At 59.6% G+C, this 14,148-nt stretch carries 21 protein-coding genes; 7 read left to right on the top strand and 14 right to left on the bottom strand.

What is annotated here, in order from left to right:
* Positions 1–264 precede the first annotated feature (264 nt).
* Complete coding sequence (locus NIBR502770_RS05910) at positions 265–762, top strand: hypothetical protein (protein WP_210418917.1); 498 nt, start codon at positions 265–267, stop codon at positions 760–762.
* Positions 763–1,623: 861 nt separating this feature from the next.
* On the opposite strand, the gene NIBR502770_RS21125 is transcribed toward NIBR502770_RS05910, so the two are convergent.
* The 6 genes from NIBR502770_RS21125 to NIBR502770_RS21785 all read right to left on the bottom strand — a co-directional run bounded on the left by NIBR502770_RS21125 (position 1,624) and on the right by NIBR502770_RS21785 (position 3,416).
* Entirely contained in the window at positions 1,624–1,782 is a 159-nt protein-coding gene (locus NIBR502770_RS21125) for a hypothetical protein (protein ID WP_168223115.1), read from the bottom strand.
* Positions 1,783–1,920, bottom strand: a complete 138-nt coding sequence (locus tag NIBR502770_RS21130) for a hypothetical protein (RefSeq protein WP_168223116.1) — start codon at positions 1,918–1,920, stop codon at positions 1,783–1,785.
* A gap of 261 nt (positions 1,921–2,181) precedes the next feature.
* Positions 2,182–2,403 (bottom strand): phage major capsid protein, encoded by a 222-nt coding sequence (locus tag NIBR502770_RS21135; protein WP_168223117.1) that lies wholly within the window; start codon positions 2,401–2,403, stop codon positions 2,182–2,184.
* 103 nt (positions 2,404–2,506) lie between these two features.
* Complete coding sequence (locus NIBR502770_RS21140; RefSeq protein WP_168223118.1) at positions 2,507–2,662, bottom strand: hypothetical protein; 156 nt, start codon at positions 2,660–2,662, stop codon at positions 2,507–2,509.
* A gap of 133 nt (positions 2,663–2,795) precedes the next feature.
* Entirely contained in the window at positions 2,796–2,969 is a 174-nt protein-coding gene (locus tag NIBR502770_RS21145) for a hypothetical protein (RefSeq protein WP_168223119.1), read from the bottom strand.
* A gap of 123 nt (positions 2,970–3,092) precedes the next feature.
* Positions 3,093–3,416 (bottom strand): winged helix-turn-helix domain-containing protein, encoded by a 324-nt coding sequence (locus NIBR502770_RS21785; RefSeq protein ID WP_371416513.1) that lies wholly within the window; start codon positions 3,414–3,416, stop codon positions 3,093–3,095.
* A 200-nt stretch (positions 3,417–3,616) separates the two neighbouring features.
* Here NIBR502770_RS21785 and NIBR502770_RS05925 point away from each other — a divergent pair, with 200 nt between their 5' ends.
* Positions 3,617–4,114 carry a hypothetical protein gene (locus tag NIBR502770_RS05925; RefSeq protein ID WP_246857411.1) on the top strand — a complete coding sequence of 166 codons (498 nt, stop codon included), beginning with the start codon at positions 3,617–3,619 and terminating at the stop codon, positions 4,112–4,114.
* Between the two features lie 36 nt (positions 4,115–4,150).
* On the opposite strand, the gene NIBR502770_RS05930 is transcribed toward NIBR502770_RS05925, so the two are convergent.
* On the bottom strand, positions 4,151–4,594 hold the full coding sequence (locus NIBR502770_RS05930) for a helix-turn-helix transcriptional regulator (protein ID WP_141181324.1): 444 nt from the start codon (positions 4,592–4,594) through the stop codon (positions 4,151–4,153).
* Between the two features lie 63 nt (positions 4,595–4,657).
* On the opposite strand from NIBR502770_RS05930, the gene NIBR502770_RS05935 reads away from it, so the two are divergent.
* Positions 4,658–5,557, top strand: a complete 900-nt coding sequence (locus NIBR502770_RS05935; RefSeq protein WP_141181325.1) for a hypothetical protein — start codon at positions 4,658–4,660, stop codon at positions 5,555–5,557.
* Positions 5,558–5,874: 317 nt separating this feature from the next.
* On the opposite strand, the gene NIBR502770_RS21150 is transcribed toward NIBR502770_RS05935, so the two are convergent.
* Entirely contained in the window at positions 5,875–6,012 is a 138-nt protein-coding gene (locus NIBR502770_RS21150; protein WP_168223120.1) for a hypothetical protein, read from the bottom strand.
* Between the two features lie 774 nt (positions 6,013–6,786).
* Between NIBR502770_RS21150 and NIBR502770_RS05940 the strand changes: the two genes are divergently transcribed.
* From NIBR502770_RS05940 to NIBR502770_RS05945, 3 genes are all read left to right on the top strand, one after another.
* Complete coding sequence (locus tag NIBR502770_RS05940) at positions 6,787–7,416, top strand: C40 family peptidase (protein ID WP_141181326.1); 630 nt, start codon at positions 6,787–6,789, stop codon at positions 7,414–7,416.
* 500 nt (positions 7,417–7,916) lie between these two features.
* Positions 7,917–8,321 carry a helix-turn-helix domain-containing protein gene (locus NIBR502770_RS21790; RefSeq protein WP_371416512.1) on the top strand — a complete coding sequence of 135 codons (405 nt, stop codon included), beginning with the start codon at positions 7,917–7,919 and terminating at the stop codon, positions 8,319–8,321.
* Positions 8,318–9,172, top strand: coding sequence for an IS3 family transposase (locus NIBR502770_RS05945; RefSeq protein ID WP_371416457.1), 855 nt, complete (start codon positions 8,318–8,320; stop codon positions 9,170–9,172). The genes NIBR502770_RS21790 and NIBR502770_RS05945 overlap by 4 nt, the downstream gene beginning before the upstream one ends.
* A gap of 11 nt (positions 9,173–9,183) precedes the next feature.
* Here NIBR502770_RS05945 and NIBR502770_RS05950 read toward each other — a convergent pair whose 3' ends face one another.
* The gene (locus NIBR502770_RS05950; RefSeq protein ID WP_141181037.1) at positions 9,184–9,396 is read right to left on the bottom strand and encodes a hypothetical protein; all 213 of its coding nucleotides are present in this window, start codon (positions 9,394–9,396) and stop codon (positions 9,184–9,186) included.
* A gap of 287 nt (positions 9,397–9,683) precedes the next feature.
* On the opposite strand from NIBR502770_RS05950, the gene NIBR502770_RS05955 reads away from it, so the two are divergent.
* Complete coding sequence (locus tag NIBR502770_RS05955) at positions 9,684–10,727, top strand: recombinase family protein (protein WP_168223121.1); 1,044 nt, start codon at positions 9,684–9,686, stop codon at positions 10,725–10,727.
* On the opposite strand, the gene NIBR502770_RS05960 is transcribed toward NIBR502770_RS05955, so the two are convergent.
* From NIBR502770_RS05960 to NIBR502770_RS05980, 5 genes are all read right to left on the bottom strand, one after another.
* Positions 10,663–11,184: a hypothetical protein gene (locus NIBR502770_RS05960; RefSeq protein ID WP_141181328.1), complete on the bottom strand. Its 522-nt coding sequence runs from the start codon at positions 11,182–11,184 to the stop codon at positions 10,663–10,665. The two genes, NIBR502770_RS05955 and NIBR502770_RS05960, sit on opposite strands and share 65 nt — an antisense overlap.
* Before the next feature lie 311 nt (positions 11,185–11,495).
* A complete protein-coding gene (locus tag NIBR502770_RS05965; RefSeq protein WP_141181329.1) occupies positions 11,496–11,831 on the bottom strand; it encodes a hypothetical protein in 336 nt (111 codons plus the stop codon).
* Positions 11,832–11,925: 94 nt separating this feature from the next.
* Positions 11,926–12,420: a hypothetical protein gene (locus NIBR502770_RS05970; protein WP_141181330.1), complete on the bottom strand. Its 495-nt coding sequence runs from the start codon at positions 12,418–12,420 to the stop codon at positions 11,926–11,928.
* Positions 12,421–12,596: 176 nt separating this feature from the next.
* Positions 12,597–13,415 (bottom strand): hypothetical protein, encoded by an 819-nt coding sequence (locus NIBR502770_RS05975; protein WP_141181331.1) that lies wholly within the window; start codon positions 13,413–13,415, stop codon positions 12,597–12,599.
* Between the two features lie 220 nt (positions 13,416–13,635).
* Complete coding sequence (locus NIBR502770_RS05980) at positions 13,636–13,932, bottom strand: type II toxin-antitoxin system Phd/YefM family antitoxin (RefSeq protein WP_371416495.1); 297 nt, start codon at positions 13,930–13,932, stop codon at positions 13,636–13,638.
* Positions 13,933–14,148: the final 216 nt, after the last annotated feature.

The raw sequence follows: 14,148 nt of genomic DNA on the forward strand, positions 1-14,148 counted from the left end.
GTGTTCCTTTGCCCGGGTCGGGTCAAGATCGTAAGCAACACACTTTCGCTAGGGCTAATGCAGTAACCCAAAATCTGCTCACTTCCTATGCCTGCCGGGGAGAACACCTCCACTGCGGATTATTCCCAGGCCCTACCGTCGGTGCTCGGCATACATGCAACTCATCCTCATGGTTAGATAAGCACCATGGGGAAAGCTTGGGGGATTCTGGTCGTGGCCGCGGTGACTTTGACGGGTTGCGGAACGAGTGCCGACGCAGTCCCGGTGCAGACACAAAAGAGCGCGGCGACGACCGCATCGACCGCCGCATCATCCAAGGCGGAAATCGGGGAGTCGATTTGCAAGGACGCCGCAGGCGACTCAAAATCCAGTGCCGTTGACCTGGGTCAAGTCAGGCTGTTGAGCGATGGCAGCCTCGTGTTCGTGACTTTTACAACGACTGCCAACATACCCACCTCAGGGACGGTCTTGTACTCCGTGACTGCCTGGAGCCCTGACGGCAAGACCGGCTACCAACTCGGCGCGAAGTTTCAGAACGGCAAGGAAGTGGCCAACTTCGTCTATAACGTCGTTACGAACAAACAAGAAAACATCACCAATGGGGCGGTCGCCGCAGACAAGACGGTCAGTACCCGCTATCCACTGGCCAAACTCGTTGGCTTGGGTGACACGTTCAGCTGGTCCGGAAGTGTAACTGTGGACGGTGCCGACGTTGACCGGTGCGCCGATGGTGAGGCGAAGACGCCGTTTCCCGGGGTTTGAGCAGAGCGCTGCGACTGCGCCGGCCAGTGTCGGCGGTGGACTCTTGAAGGCCAAGAGCCCACCGCCCCACGTCCCCGGCTACCTGAGGAGGGGCAACCAGATCGGAGCCATGACTGCTACCAGGAGGGACAACTCCCTGGCTGTCTGTGCCGTTTCGTGGATTGCCTCGTTAAAGGCAGACCGTTTAATTTTGGTGCGCTTCTTCCGCGCGGACTGCTTTCCCACTACTGGACCCTTTCGGTAGGAGGGTCTGGCCCCGCCTCCGCCACTCCTGAACGTTTCCTGACGCGGCAGGACACTCACAGAATGTCTTTGACTCTGGCATCCGCTACCACTACCTTGGGGAGGACAACATAACCCCTGTTAGGTTGATGGCATCGATACCGGCCCAGACCTGATGGACACCCCGCCTGTTGCTTTTGAGGTTCGTACCCTCGTCCGCATGGCGGGGTTTGTTGCGTTACAGCTACTGGCTGCAGCTGTATGTAGATACTACGTGTAGTGCAGACGCCTCTTTGGAACCCCAAGATGATGTATTACATGTATGTCATTTAATGCCCCCTTAATCCACAGGGTGAGAGGCTCGAAATCCTCGGAATGACGCGGGATTCTAGACGGTAGTCCATAGATTGTGGAGTACTTAGCCACTTTTGCACACTTTGGCGTGTCGTAAGTGCACGGCGTGTCGGACCACACCGGGCGGCCTGTCAGCGCTGCTGGGTAGGTCTTGTTGAGCGTCTAGAGGAAGTTAGACGCTGTGCCTCGCGCGCACGCGCGACCCCCGGTCAAACGTCGGGGGGAGAGGGACCGCTGCCCCGGCAAACGGGGCCGCCGACGCTTCGTCACGTGATTGAGGCGCCCCTACCCGCCCAGGTGCCGCCAGAGCCAGGACACGGCACGGAAGACGACGGATGCAGAGAGGCGGATAGCTTTCCCGGGCTTGGTCTTGTCTGCCACGCTCTTGCTGTAGACGGTGCCGAAGACCGCCCACAGGCAGATCAGCACGCTGAAGACGGTCATCTACTCAGGCGGAACGATTCCTTCGACTTTTTGCCACGCGCCCGGAAGGGCCAGGATGACCGCCGCAGCGCACCGCCTCATCGCCAGGTGCGCCAGGACGACGAGCCATTTGAGAAGCTCGGTGAATAGCTCGGACATGGATTATTACCTTCTTTCGTAGGAGGCGGACGGACCGCCTGGACCCCCGCAGGGTCCATCCACCTACATGCGAAGATTTCGCAACCACGGCCGGAGGTGCGCAAGAATGAAGCCCGGCCCTCCATAGGGAGGCAGGGCTTCGTGCAAGGCGCTGGGGGCATCATCGCCGGAAAGATTTGCTCCGCTCCTATCCATCCCGAGTCACCGTGAAAAGCATAGGAAAAGCCAGTGCCGGGTGAGGTTGACGCCGTTCGCAGTGACCTAGCCGGCCAGCGCGACGTCTACGAACGCGTTCGGCCGCTTCATCGCGAACCCGAAGCGTCCCTCGAGCCTCATGGTGACGAGGTTCTTGGTGAAGCTTTCCCCGGACCGTCCCAAGGCCAGAGTTGCGTCTTCCCGGACGATGACCTGGGGTTGCGGCCAGTCGCCTAAGACCGCTCTACCGGCCGGGACCGCGATGGAAGAACGCGTGGGACCTCTCACAGCTTCTCCACGCCGTCGCCGCCCGGATCGCCCAGCAGGTACTGTCCGGTGGCCCCGGACTCCCGCAGCAGGTCCAGCGCTTCGGCGTTGACCGGATTCAGGACTAACGCGGTCGGCGTGATGCTGTATAGCTGTAGACCTCCAGGCTGGTCATGGCTTTCCGGATGGAGGTCAAGGCGTCCGTAGCGAAGGCTTGGAAGATGATGGCGGATGTTTTCAGCAGGCCGGTCAGGTTTTCCCCGGTCCCGTCGCCGTGCACGACCTAGTTCTATAGGGCCAGGTAAAGCCCGGCCTCCATCTCGGTCCGGAGGAAGTCCTCAAGGTTCGCGTGGTCCGCGAAGTATCGCTCAGGGACCGGTTCCGACAGGTGGGCAATGACCCGAACCCGGTCCTCAGCTGCGGTGAGCGAGTACACCGACGTTGGCTTCAAGCCCCGTCAGCGACAGGGCCGCGTTGTTGGTCCGGACCGTCTGCCGCAGGAAGCTGAAGCTGTCGCCAGTGCCGTACCCTCCGCTGAGCCCCTTCGCCGGGATCAGTTCCAGCAGGGAACGCGGAGCTGCGGACATGGTAATTATGGCCGTTTGGATGACCTTGGCATGTCGTCGGCGACCTCATCACCATTTCACTGTGGCCAGGCCAAGTCCTGTTGTAGCTTCAGAGCAATTCGCAAGGAGTCGATTAGATCCTGTTCAGCTAATTTCTTTTGACGTTTCGGGCCGTTCGCATAAGTGGAACGGCCTTACCCTTGGCTGGGAGGCGTCAGCGGTTGGGTTCCCGAAGTCGCCAGTGGGAGTTTGGAACATGGCGGATAGCTCCCGAAGCTGCTGCTCAATCTGGTCCAGTTGGGCGGTGAATCTTCCTGCCGACAACGTGACAACGCCTGCGCCGCGCAGCAACGCCATCTGGCGACGGACGGTCGACCGTGACAGTCCCAGGGCAAGAGAGACATCCTCGCAAGACCCTGGGCCGAACGCGATCAGGAAGCGAAGTAGTTGGCTTCGCGTCCGGTTCATCAAGATGTCCTCTGCCAAGGAGACCACCACCGAATGACGTTGGGGGGGCTAGGTCAAGTGTAGACGGGTCTACAGGAGAACGATACGCTCATCCATAGGGCGATGGAAGCGTCCGGCGGCCGTCGTTGCAGGCGGCGTTCGCCAAAGGAATACTGGCACCAGGGCCGGCGGGAACCATCGCACCAGGAGGGAGGCGGGTCTTGTCTTCTAACCAAGAGGCATTCAGTGCTGGCTTGTCTCCACAAGCAGAGTTGGCACGACGCCTGAACCTTTTGCTTGATGTTGTGGTCGCCGAGCGAGGTCACCCCGTCACGTTCCGTGAAGTTCAGCAGAAGCTGCAGAGCAGGGGCATCAAGCTTTCCAGAGCCCGCTGGTTCTACATGAAGGACGGCACTGGGAGGCTCGTCAGTGACCCGGCATTGCTTGGAGCTCTGTGTGAAATCTTCAATGTCGACCCTGGGTATCTGCAGGGTGGCGAGGCCGCTGACCTGCCCGAGCGCATTGATTCACAGCTTGAGTTTGTGAAGTCCCTGCGTGCAGCGCGTGTGAAGACCTTTGCCGCCAGAACTCTTGGTGATGTGTCCCCGGAGACGCTTCGTGCCATCACAGAGTACTTGAACAGAGACATCAGCCGGCGGCCGGAAGGCGAGCAAGCAGCGGCGGGTTCATCGTCAGACGCGGGTGAAGCAGTGGAATAGATCGAACAGGCGCTACCGCCGTCGCAAACGTTGCCACTACTTCTCGAGCAGGTAGCTTAGGTGCGCGTCGAGCAGTTCCTTTATTCGGGCTGCGTTGGCAGAGTACCGGGGCGAGCGCCCGTGCCGGCGCCCAGGTTCCACGTCGACTATCACCACGCCCGCGTCCTCCAGGACGGTGAGGTGCTTAGCTACGCTCGGTTCGCCGGCGCTGACGGCTGCGACAATGTCGCCTCGCGTCGCCGGTCCATTCGCCGTGAGGAATCGGAGAATCTCGTTCCGCGACCGGTTGCCAAAGGTAGCGACGGCAGCCTCAACGTCAGCCGACCAAGCGGCGTCGTGTGGCTGGGTTATCCGCGGCATAGCGTCATTCTTCCCGAAGGTTGGTGAAAAAGTAAGAACGGCACCCTTGACGATAATATAAGTATCTTCGACAATAATTTCTGTAGCTTCTACTAATCGTTGCTGGATCTGCGTATCCACGTCCGCGAGAGGCCTCTTCCCGCGACTCTGCTAACTACTCGATCTGAACAAAGTGGTGAAGTCGTGGAAATTGACGCTAAGCCAAATCAAAACAGCTCGGAACCATCCAAGACCGTCACTGTCGACGTCTCGTTGCTGAACCCTCCTGCGGCAGGGGAGTGCAACATACCGCTCGACCAAATCATGAGCGCGGTGAACAGCGTGCAGGGTTACGTCGTGTCGCGCTTGGCGCGGATTGGGCGTACCTGCGATGTGGACGACATAATGCAGGACATTCGGGTCGCGGTCTGGGACGGCGTGACGAAGGGGCGCTACCGGGAGTTGCCGGGCATTCCGTTCGAAGCCTGGGTCCAAGGTGTCTGCAACAAGATCTGCGCGGCACACGTCCGGCGCGAACTTAGTCATCAGACTTTGCCGCTGCTCATGGATTTCACGACGGCGGAACCCTCACCTGAAGTGCTTGCTGTCGTCAGCGCCGGGTTGGGTTGGGACAGCACCGAGAAGTATGTCGATCACGCCTGGGCTCAGGCCATGCTTGGCCTGGTGCAAAGAAACGTGAGGGAGGATATCTGGCAATTGGCTGTCTCAAGCCTAGTCGGGCCAAGACATTACGGGCCGCCCTCGCCAAGGGACAGGAGGCGCTGGCATGCCGTTACCGTCGTGCGGCAGACCGCCATGACTATCAATGCTGCTTTGAACTGCCACCCCGAGCCGGGGGTCAGCATGGAAGGTCTTTGCCGGTGCGCTGCGGATTGCCTTCCCACGGCTGTTCTGAGAAGAGTCGCGGAGACCATAGTCCGTCCAGGGTTGCGCGGCCTGCCTAGGTCTGTGCAGATGGCGGCGCTGGCGACGGAGCTTGGTGTCACTGAGCGGTATGTCGCCGTGAATATCGGTTTCGCGCGGCAGTTGTACCGGACAGCTTGGCGCGTGCTCCAACACGAGGCCAACAGGCAGACTGCATAAGTCATGGTTGGCTGGGGGATGGGGAGCCGGGGACTGCGTGCACTCCTTGCGGTGGGCCGTCAGCGCTCGTTCGTTGCCGGACTCTTCGTTGTGTTGCTGATAGGCGGCCTTGTCATCCTGTTTTGGCCGGTCGATAGGCCCGCTGCGGCGCCGGTCCCAAGCATGCCTCCAGCGTCAGTACCTTCCGGGACACCCTCAGCAACGGGCGCGCCCTCTGCTCTTCCTGGCGAAACCAATGTGGCCGCACGGAAGTCGCCTGTTGATCTTTCGCCAACGCGCGACTTCCGTGCGCTCGCTATTGAGGCAGCAAGGGGAATCTACACCTGGGACAGCCGCTCGTCGTCGTATTCGGATGTGTATGCACGGGTGCGCTCGTGGTGGGAGTTGCTTCCCGACGGATCCAACCCTTTATCGGTGTTGGTCAAAGAGTTCGAGGCCACCGGTGTGACTGCCACTTCCTTCGCGAGCCTTGGACGGGAGTCGGCGCGCCGGACCGGCACAGCGCAATCTGTTCGCTGCGATCTTGAGTTGGCCAAAGTTCAGGAATTCCCACCTCCCTGGGCAGGCCTTCATGTGTGCACTGTGATCGTGCAAGTGGTCGATGAGACCAGCAGGGATCGAAACACTTATTCAACACCTATAACGGTGATCCTGAACTGCCCGCCCGCGGTTACAGCCCCTGCGGACCACTGCGCCATGGTTGCCTTCTATGCGACCGCAGACCGGATCGTCTACTGATGATCGGTCTTGTGGCAGTGGTGAGTCTGGTCAGGCGACGGGCACTGCTGAAGGGTGTCGCTGCCGCTGTGACTGTCCTTGTGCTTCTCGGCCTGATGGAGTCCGTCGCGGGTGTGGCTCTAGTTGCCGGTCCGAGAGCCGAGCCCACTGTCGCTTGTGCTCCGGCCGATGCTGCATCTACTAGCACGGGTATGGGGACTGCCGAGGGTCTGGAGGTCCGCGATGGCAGCCAAGTGCTATACGAGCTGAACTCGCGACAGGAAAGCGTGGCTCGCGCGTACATTGGGGTCGGGAAACAGCTTGGCGTACCCCGTTCGGGACAGATCATTGCCATCATGATGGCGATGCAGGAGTCAAGTTTGCGCGTACTCGCAAACCCCAGGGTGCCGGCTTCCATGGGCTTTCCGAATGACGGAGCTGGGAGCGACCACGACTCGATAGGCTCGGCTCAACAACGTCCCCCGGCGGGGTGGGGGAGCGTTGAGCAGCTCATGGACGTTTTCTACAACGCTCGCGCCTTCTACGGCGGCCCTTTGGGTCCCAACCGAGGAAGTCCTCGAGGGCTGCTCGACGTACCGGGGTGGCAGGCGATGGACAAAGACCTGGCTGCTCAGGCAGTCCAGGTATCTGCTTTTCCCGAGCTTTACGCGCGTTGGGAGCGTGCGGCGACAGCGGTCGTTGCTGCGTTGGAACCGGACACATCGCCGGCTCCTTGCTCATCTTCGGCGCCCAAAGCGGGGCCTGCGGCCTCTTGGAAAAACCTGAGTCAGCTCCGCCAGGACATCCTGCGGTTCACGCAGGAAGGTCTAGGTGGACGGTACGTGTGGGGTGGCACAGCATTCAAAGCCTGGGACTGTTCCGGCTACGTGCAGTGGATCTATCGGCAGGCTGGAATCGAACTGCCGCGGGTGGAGCAGTGGCGTGGTGGGGTACGGACCGACGACCCGCAGCCGGGGGACCTGGTGGTTCAGAATCCCCAAGGACCGGATAACTGGGGGCACGTTGGCATCTACGCGGGCAACGGCATGATGTGGAGCGCCTTGAACCCCGCCGTCGGTACATTACTGCATCCAATTAGCTGGAATTCTGGCACCGCCTACTTTGATCTGCTTCCGCGCTGAGGGCTCGTGTCGCGGGCAGTGGGCATCCCGGCCATAGGCGCGTCAGCGCATAAGCGACGTCCTGTTGGGAGACCCACTTCACCGCGGTGAGTGGGGACAACTATATAAACCAGGGTGGGTTCATGGACCCTAAGAATCTCCTCGTTCGTGAACATCTTCGCGTATTAAGGACCGTTCCGGAAGGGGTAAGAGCCCTGACCAGCAGCATGATGAGAATGCTGCAGCCATCGAGTACCGGGGATGGGACATCCACCCTGGCCATACCGGGACAACGACAGAAGCGCCAGCCGTTACTCCTAGCAGGCGCGTGAGGGCTTTCGCCAAGCTGATGAGCGACCTGGAGGAAGACGCCTTGAACTGCTCCCCGGAAGTTGGACTGAAAATTCAGTTTCGACTTCCGGGGAGCAGTTTTGCGTTCAAGTAGTTCTTTGTCGGCCGATCAGCGCGCGACGGCTGTAGCGTGGTTTGAGAAAGGCCTTGCATATACGGCGACAGCCACCATGCTGGGTGTGTCTCGTGAGTCTAGTGGGCCTATTAAGAGGCTGTATCGGCGGTGGAGGATTCATGGCCAAGGTGCGCTGGTGACCAAGCCTGCTCAGTCATACACGTTCGAATTCAAGCTCGCTTTGGTGCAACGGTTCCTTGCTGGTGAGACTGCACCGGCCTTGGCGGAAGAGGCCGGCTTATCTTCGGCCGTGCTTCTCAAGTCGTGGGTGCGTACCTACCGTCGTGAAGGCGTGGACGCCTTACGCCCCAAGCCCAAGGGCAGGCCCCGGAAGCCCGACTCCCCACCGCCGGCTGAGGTATCCGAGTTGGAAAAATTGCGGCGGGAGAACGAACGCCTGCGGGCCCAAGTCGCGTATCTGGGAAAATTGCGAGCCTTGAGGGCTCCAAAACAAAGGTGAAGGTCCAGGCCCTCATCGCCCTCAAGGCTGACTTCCCGCTGCCGATTCTTCTTCAGGTCTCGGGCCTTCCCCGATCCACGTTTTTCTATCACCAAGCGCGCCTTCAAGCCCCTGACCCCCAAGGGGAGCTCAAGTCTTCCATCGCGGAGATCTTTAAGAAAAACCATGGGCGCTACGGGCACCGGCGCGTTCACAGAGAACTGCTCAACCTTGGCTGGACCGTTGCAAAAAAGACCGTGCTGAAGGTGATGCGGGCACTCGGTCTGCTCTGCAAGGTCCGGCGCAGGAAGCGCTACAGCTCCTACCAAGGCGAGCAAGGCATGATCGCGCCGAACCTCCTGAACAGGAAATTCGATGCCACTGCACCCAACCAGAAGTGGGTCACTGACGTGACAGAGTTCAGTGTCGGAGACCGCAAGCTCTACCTCTCGCCTGTCATGGACCTCTTCGACCGCCAGATTATTTCCCACAGCATCAGCACATCGCCGAACTTGGATCTAACTAACAACTCCCTGCGCGCAGCCTTGGAATGCTTGGAGCCTGGGCAGCAGCCACTCGTGCATTCGGACCAGGGTTTCCAGTATCAGCACGTATCGTGGCGCACCCTTTTGGCGAACGCCGGCGCGGTTCAATCAATGTCCCGCAAGGCCAACTGCTACGACAACGCCGTGATGGAAAACTTCTTCGGACACCTCAAGGAAGAACTCTTCCACCGTGTCCGCTTCCTCAACATTGAAGTCCTAACGGCAGCACTGCACGAATACATCTACTGGTACAACACTAAGAGGATTTCAACCAAGCTCAACGGCCAGAGCCCGATTCAATACCGTTTGACGGCCCTCGCGGCTTAGGCCCTCATCCGTTACTCAGGCGGCGACTGCAATCCGTCATTGCCGGTCCTGCGCTTATTTAGCCACTGCTCGCGGTAGATGTCTGTCTCCCGCTTATGCTTCTGGCCTTGGTTCGCAGCCCAGCCAACAGCGAAATAGATGAGGACAAAAGCGGGCGCAAGTTGCCAGCCCATAGTCAACCCGGCTACCACGCCGACAAGGATGCCGCTTGCGATCCACAGCACTAGCCTAGGTTTGCTCCGAGGTTGATAGCCGCCAGCCATGGCTCAGGCTAACCCTGATTGCGCTCAAGTGACAGGCGTACGTCCCACTGAAAAACCTGATCCACGACGTTCCATCGGATGACGATGGGGGCCGTTGGTCCATCTCCACGCAAAGAAGGCCCCGTCCTTGGTGGGACGGAGCCTTCTTCAAAAAGCCAAGCCGATCGCTGACCGCTAAAGTAGAACGTCAGCCATTTAAGAGTCCAACTTTCGGGGACCAGTTCACCTTCGCCGCCGGGGCCTTGGGCTTGTGGGAGTCCAGCCGCGGATCACGGCGGACAGGGGAATTGTTCGACCTGATCGAACTGTGTGAGGAACGCGGCATCCGCATCTGGTTGGCGACACACGGCAGGTTGTATGATCCGGCGAACGCCCGTGACCGCCGGTCCCTGCTTGAAGACGCTGTCGATTCTGAATACGAGAGCGCCAAGACGAGCAAGCGCCTGAAAAGAGACTTGCGCTCCAATGCTGAGAAAGGCCGGCCGCGCGGCAGGAAGATCTACGGTTACCGCCGTGTGAAGGACGCCGAGACGGGTGCCCTTATCCGAGTCAAACCCCATGAGGAAGAGGCTCCTATTGTGCAGGAGGCGGCACGGCGCATCCTGGCCGGCGAGACCTTCTATGCCATCGCCAAAGACTTCAACGAACGAGGCATTCCGCCTCGTCGGAACACTTTCAAGACTCATCGTCAAGGTCTTGGCTGGACTCCTCCGGCCATCAAACAGATGCTGACAATGGCCGCCTACGCTGCTAAACGCCAGCACCGCGGAGCGATCATCTGCGAGGCCATGTGGCCAGCGCTCATTGACCCGACTCAGTGGGAGAAACTGCAAAACGTGATGAGTCCTCCTGAACGTAAGCGAACTAATGACTGGCCGGCCCGACACCTGCTTACCGGTATTGCTACGTGCGGTGTCTGTGGGGCTCCTATGCGAATCGAGAAGCAAAACGCTGGGCGCCGAAAAGACAAAACCACAGGCGAGCCATTGTCACGCCCTCTAAATGAGCATGGCGATGAGCTGTCGTACCCGTCTTACAACACGTACATATGCGTCGGCGCGCCTGGCAAGACCGGGTTCCATGTCGCTATGCGTGATTCGCACTTGGACAAGGTAGTCACCGAGCTTTTCTTAGCACGGCTGGATGGACCGGAATTTCTTACCGCTCTGGGAGAGCGGGGAAAGGGTACAGACGACGAGCGCCGTGCCTTGTTGGCACAGGAGCAGTCTAAGCGAGGCTGCGTGAGGCAGGGACCTTCTTCATCCGCAACACGATGGCGCATCGGGAGATGATGAGCGCGTTCAGGCCGAGAGCGCTGTATTCGACTCCGCCGGGCGACTTTGTCGTCATATAGAGGACGATCAGGACGGATGCCGCCACCGTCAGGCCGATGGCCGCGATCAAAGATGGCTTGGACGTGGAGTGCCCGGCAATGATGTTCCAGGTCCCTACTCCGACGTAGGCGAGGGCGAGCACGCAGAAGACCGCGATGATCGCGATAGCGCGGCTCATGGCGTCGCCGGGGATGTAGCCTCCGGACCTCGCGACGGTATCCATCACCCGAACGAGCGCGGAGATGTTCGTATAGGCGTAGAAGCCGGACATGAGGCCCAGGAACACAGAACTGCATCCCAGGACCAGCCGCCACCGTTGCGACTTCGCGTCGTCCGCCGGGGAGAGGATTTCCACCTCGGGTCCTGGCTCCGAAAGCCACTGCTGCTGGTGGGAAGACTGCTGGTCATAGCTCATACGGGCGGGCGCTCCTTGTGGCCGGCGGGAGCGCTCTTTGACGGCCCCAAACAACCAGAGCCTACAGTGCACAACGGCACGGTCGGTGACCACAACGCGTCACCAGCATCAAGCGAGTGCCGGCGGAGGAATGGAAGGGTGGCAAGGGGCTCTAGCCTGTCCCGGCTGCGGGCCGGCCGACGGCTGGGAATGGTTCCTGACAGGCCCGGCGCACAGCCCTGTCCCGCTTGTCGATCACGAGAAGCTCGATCCTGTTCAGAAGCGGTCCTGGATCGTCTTCATGTGGGATCTCAATCCAGCTTGAGCAGGGGCTATTCCTCAGCCGCAGCCGACTGTGGGACAGGTTCATCTTCCCTGGCGAACATCCCAGCAAAAAGGAGAACCAGCACAGCGAGGAGGAAAATCATGCTGAATGAAATGAAAATGCCAAAGAGCTCGAACTCCGTCCGAGTGACGACAGTAGCGAGGCAAAGGAAAAGGGAAACCAGGTTGAGGACCACCGCAGCTTCCCGCCATTTTCTGAGCCATTGGCGCACCTTCGGGCGCGGAATGTGAACAGGTGAAAGCCGGTCCTCAAGTGCGAGGAACACCAACAGGGCCGGAATTACTTGGGCAAGCAAGCCTGCCGCGTTTAAATCGATAGTCATGGCTGGAGCATATCTTCAGGCGCTTGCACGCCGAGCGCCCGCGACCTTGTCGTACGCCTGGCGGAAGTATCCAAGCGGTAACCGCGCAAGGACATTACCCGCCAAGCGAATCACGGTCTGCCGCCAGTTTTTCTCGCAGGGATGTCAAGGCCGGGGCCCAGTTTTTCCGGTCCTTAGCCGGGATCCTGCCCCAGCGTTGTGTCGTCCCAACGAGAAAACCAAGACCGCGACGAAGCATCAGCCAACATTCCTCGGACCTGTCCAGGTATCCCTCCTCACGGAATTCAGCCGCGCGTATGGACAGTAATCCGAGATCGGAGGCCCAAAGGCTTAGCTCCTCTGCAAGCGCCCAGTCTTCAATATCCATCGTGATTCGGTTGCTTGCCGCGTCGGCCTCGATTACCAGCCGTTGTATCACGTCCCGCCCCTCCATGTACCTGCGGGGCATCTGAGAAAGGGCGGCGTGAAAGTCGGCGAAAGCGGCTACAACCCGGCCGTGTGTTGCGACCTTCGATTGGTGCTTATTCGTGAGGCGAACCACCATCAACGCAACAAGGCCGCCGATTACGGAGGCAACAAAAGCTCCCACGGCACCATTCCATACGGCCACCCACGTGCCGCAGGAGACCCACAGGGCGTCCCCACAACTAATCACATCCACCACCGGATCATATACACCGCGGGCCTCGAAGGAATCGGTCCCCCTGTTTCGAAAGAGGTCCTAAATAGACCGCTATGCACAGGATTCGGCGGGCTATTCAGGGACTAACTGTCCTCGTTGGGCATAATTAACGACCCGACCGCGACCGCGCCGGTCACGATGTCCCTTATCAAAGCCTCGACGTTGTCTATGTAGGAACTAAGGACGTAGTCGGCGCTCTGTACAGAACCCGGGCCCGGCAGCTGTACGGAAAAGGTCAGCTGTATAGGCACGTTCCTCGCCTCCTGGGGGGTTCGGAAAACAAAGCGAGTCAGTTCGGCGCCAACTTGGGGGGTAGTGTTTCGGTCAACGACTGTGCATTCGATCTCCGGCGGCCAATCAGTGAGAAGATCGCGTCGCAGCATGACAGGAACGTTAATCTGGCGATGCTTATCGGTGTTATCCAACTCGTGTATCCGAGCCAAAAAATGAACATGGGAAGCCGAAGCGATCGTGAAGGGCTGTCGCCCCCGAATGTATTCCACCATTGATTCGGGGACAAACTTCAGGTAGCGAGCCCGCTTCTGATTGAACTTCGTTTCACTTGTGAAAATTGGATATTGCAGCCGGTGCTCATCCTCAACCGAAAGCATGGTGCCACTCCGTTGCGCACCCTCCTTTGCCAAGCTCACGACCAGATGGTCAAGCGCGGAGCGAAGGTTATGAACTGCATCACCAATAACTAAACCAAGCCGCGGAGGCGGCGCTGAGTATGTTTCCCAAAAGAACACGTGCTCCCGGCCATCACTTTCGACCTGACGACGGACACTCAACTCATCGCGAACATAGTTCCGTACCGCCTCGGTTAAATGCCCAACATGTTCGCGGGCCCGATCCAGCTTCACCTGCACCGACCCAGGAATGGTCTCATCGCTATTGATCACTTCGTAAGTCTTCCACCTCGGCGCACGCGGGCAAGCCCAAGACAAGGCCGCCTCACGGTATGGCCGCTTCTTCGTGCCCAGCTGAGGGACCGGCACGACTGAAGCGCCCGTAACAGCGCCAAGTCGGCGGCTAATCCGTCTTGATTGACGCCTCGACCATGAGCGAAAGCGCCGCCCGTACAGAGAGCCGGCTTTGGCCGTGCACACGGTCTTCACACAGTCAGCCCGAGCCGCGGAGTGTCCTATTAGGTTCTAAGGCTTGTGCTTGTCGGTTTCGACCTGGCGGATCGATTCCAGAGCGGACATAATGTGGTGCGTTTGCGGGTGAGCTGAGCAAGTAGCTTGTTTCCACCAAGGCGTCGTACGCATCCTTAGACAACAAAACCGCGGATCCCCGCTTCGACAGGATCACAACCTCCGTACGGTCGACGTTGACGCGCTCGGTGAGGCGGGCAAGGTCGCGGCGGGCTTCAGTCGCTGTTATCGCCATCACTACCTCCTGGTTGTTCGAGCCCATGCTAGTACCGGGTCCTAAGTGGTGACAGAGTGAGCCTCGTCCGAAAAGGTGGGGAGCTCATACACCGCCGGCGACGGGATCGACGGCTGGGAAAACTCACGCCGATCGAGTACGAAAAAATCAGGCGGACCTCGCTCCTACCGGCCGAAGACCCCGAGTCAACAAAGAGCCGGCGCGGTCTCAACCTGATCGGAGCAGGGCTGGGGCAGTTCGGTG

This window comes from Pseudarthrobacter sp. NIBRBAC000502770 (assembly GCF_006517815.1).
Classification (GTDB): domain Bacteria; phylum Actinomycetota; class Actinomycetes; order Actinomycetales; family Micrococcaceae; genus Arthrobacter; species Arthrobacter niigatensis.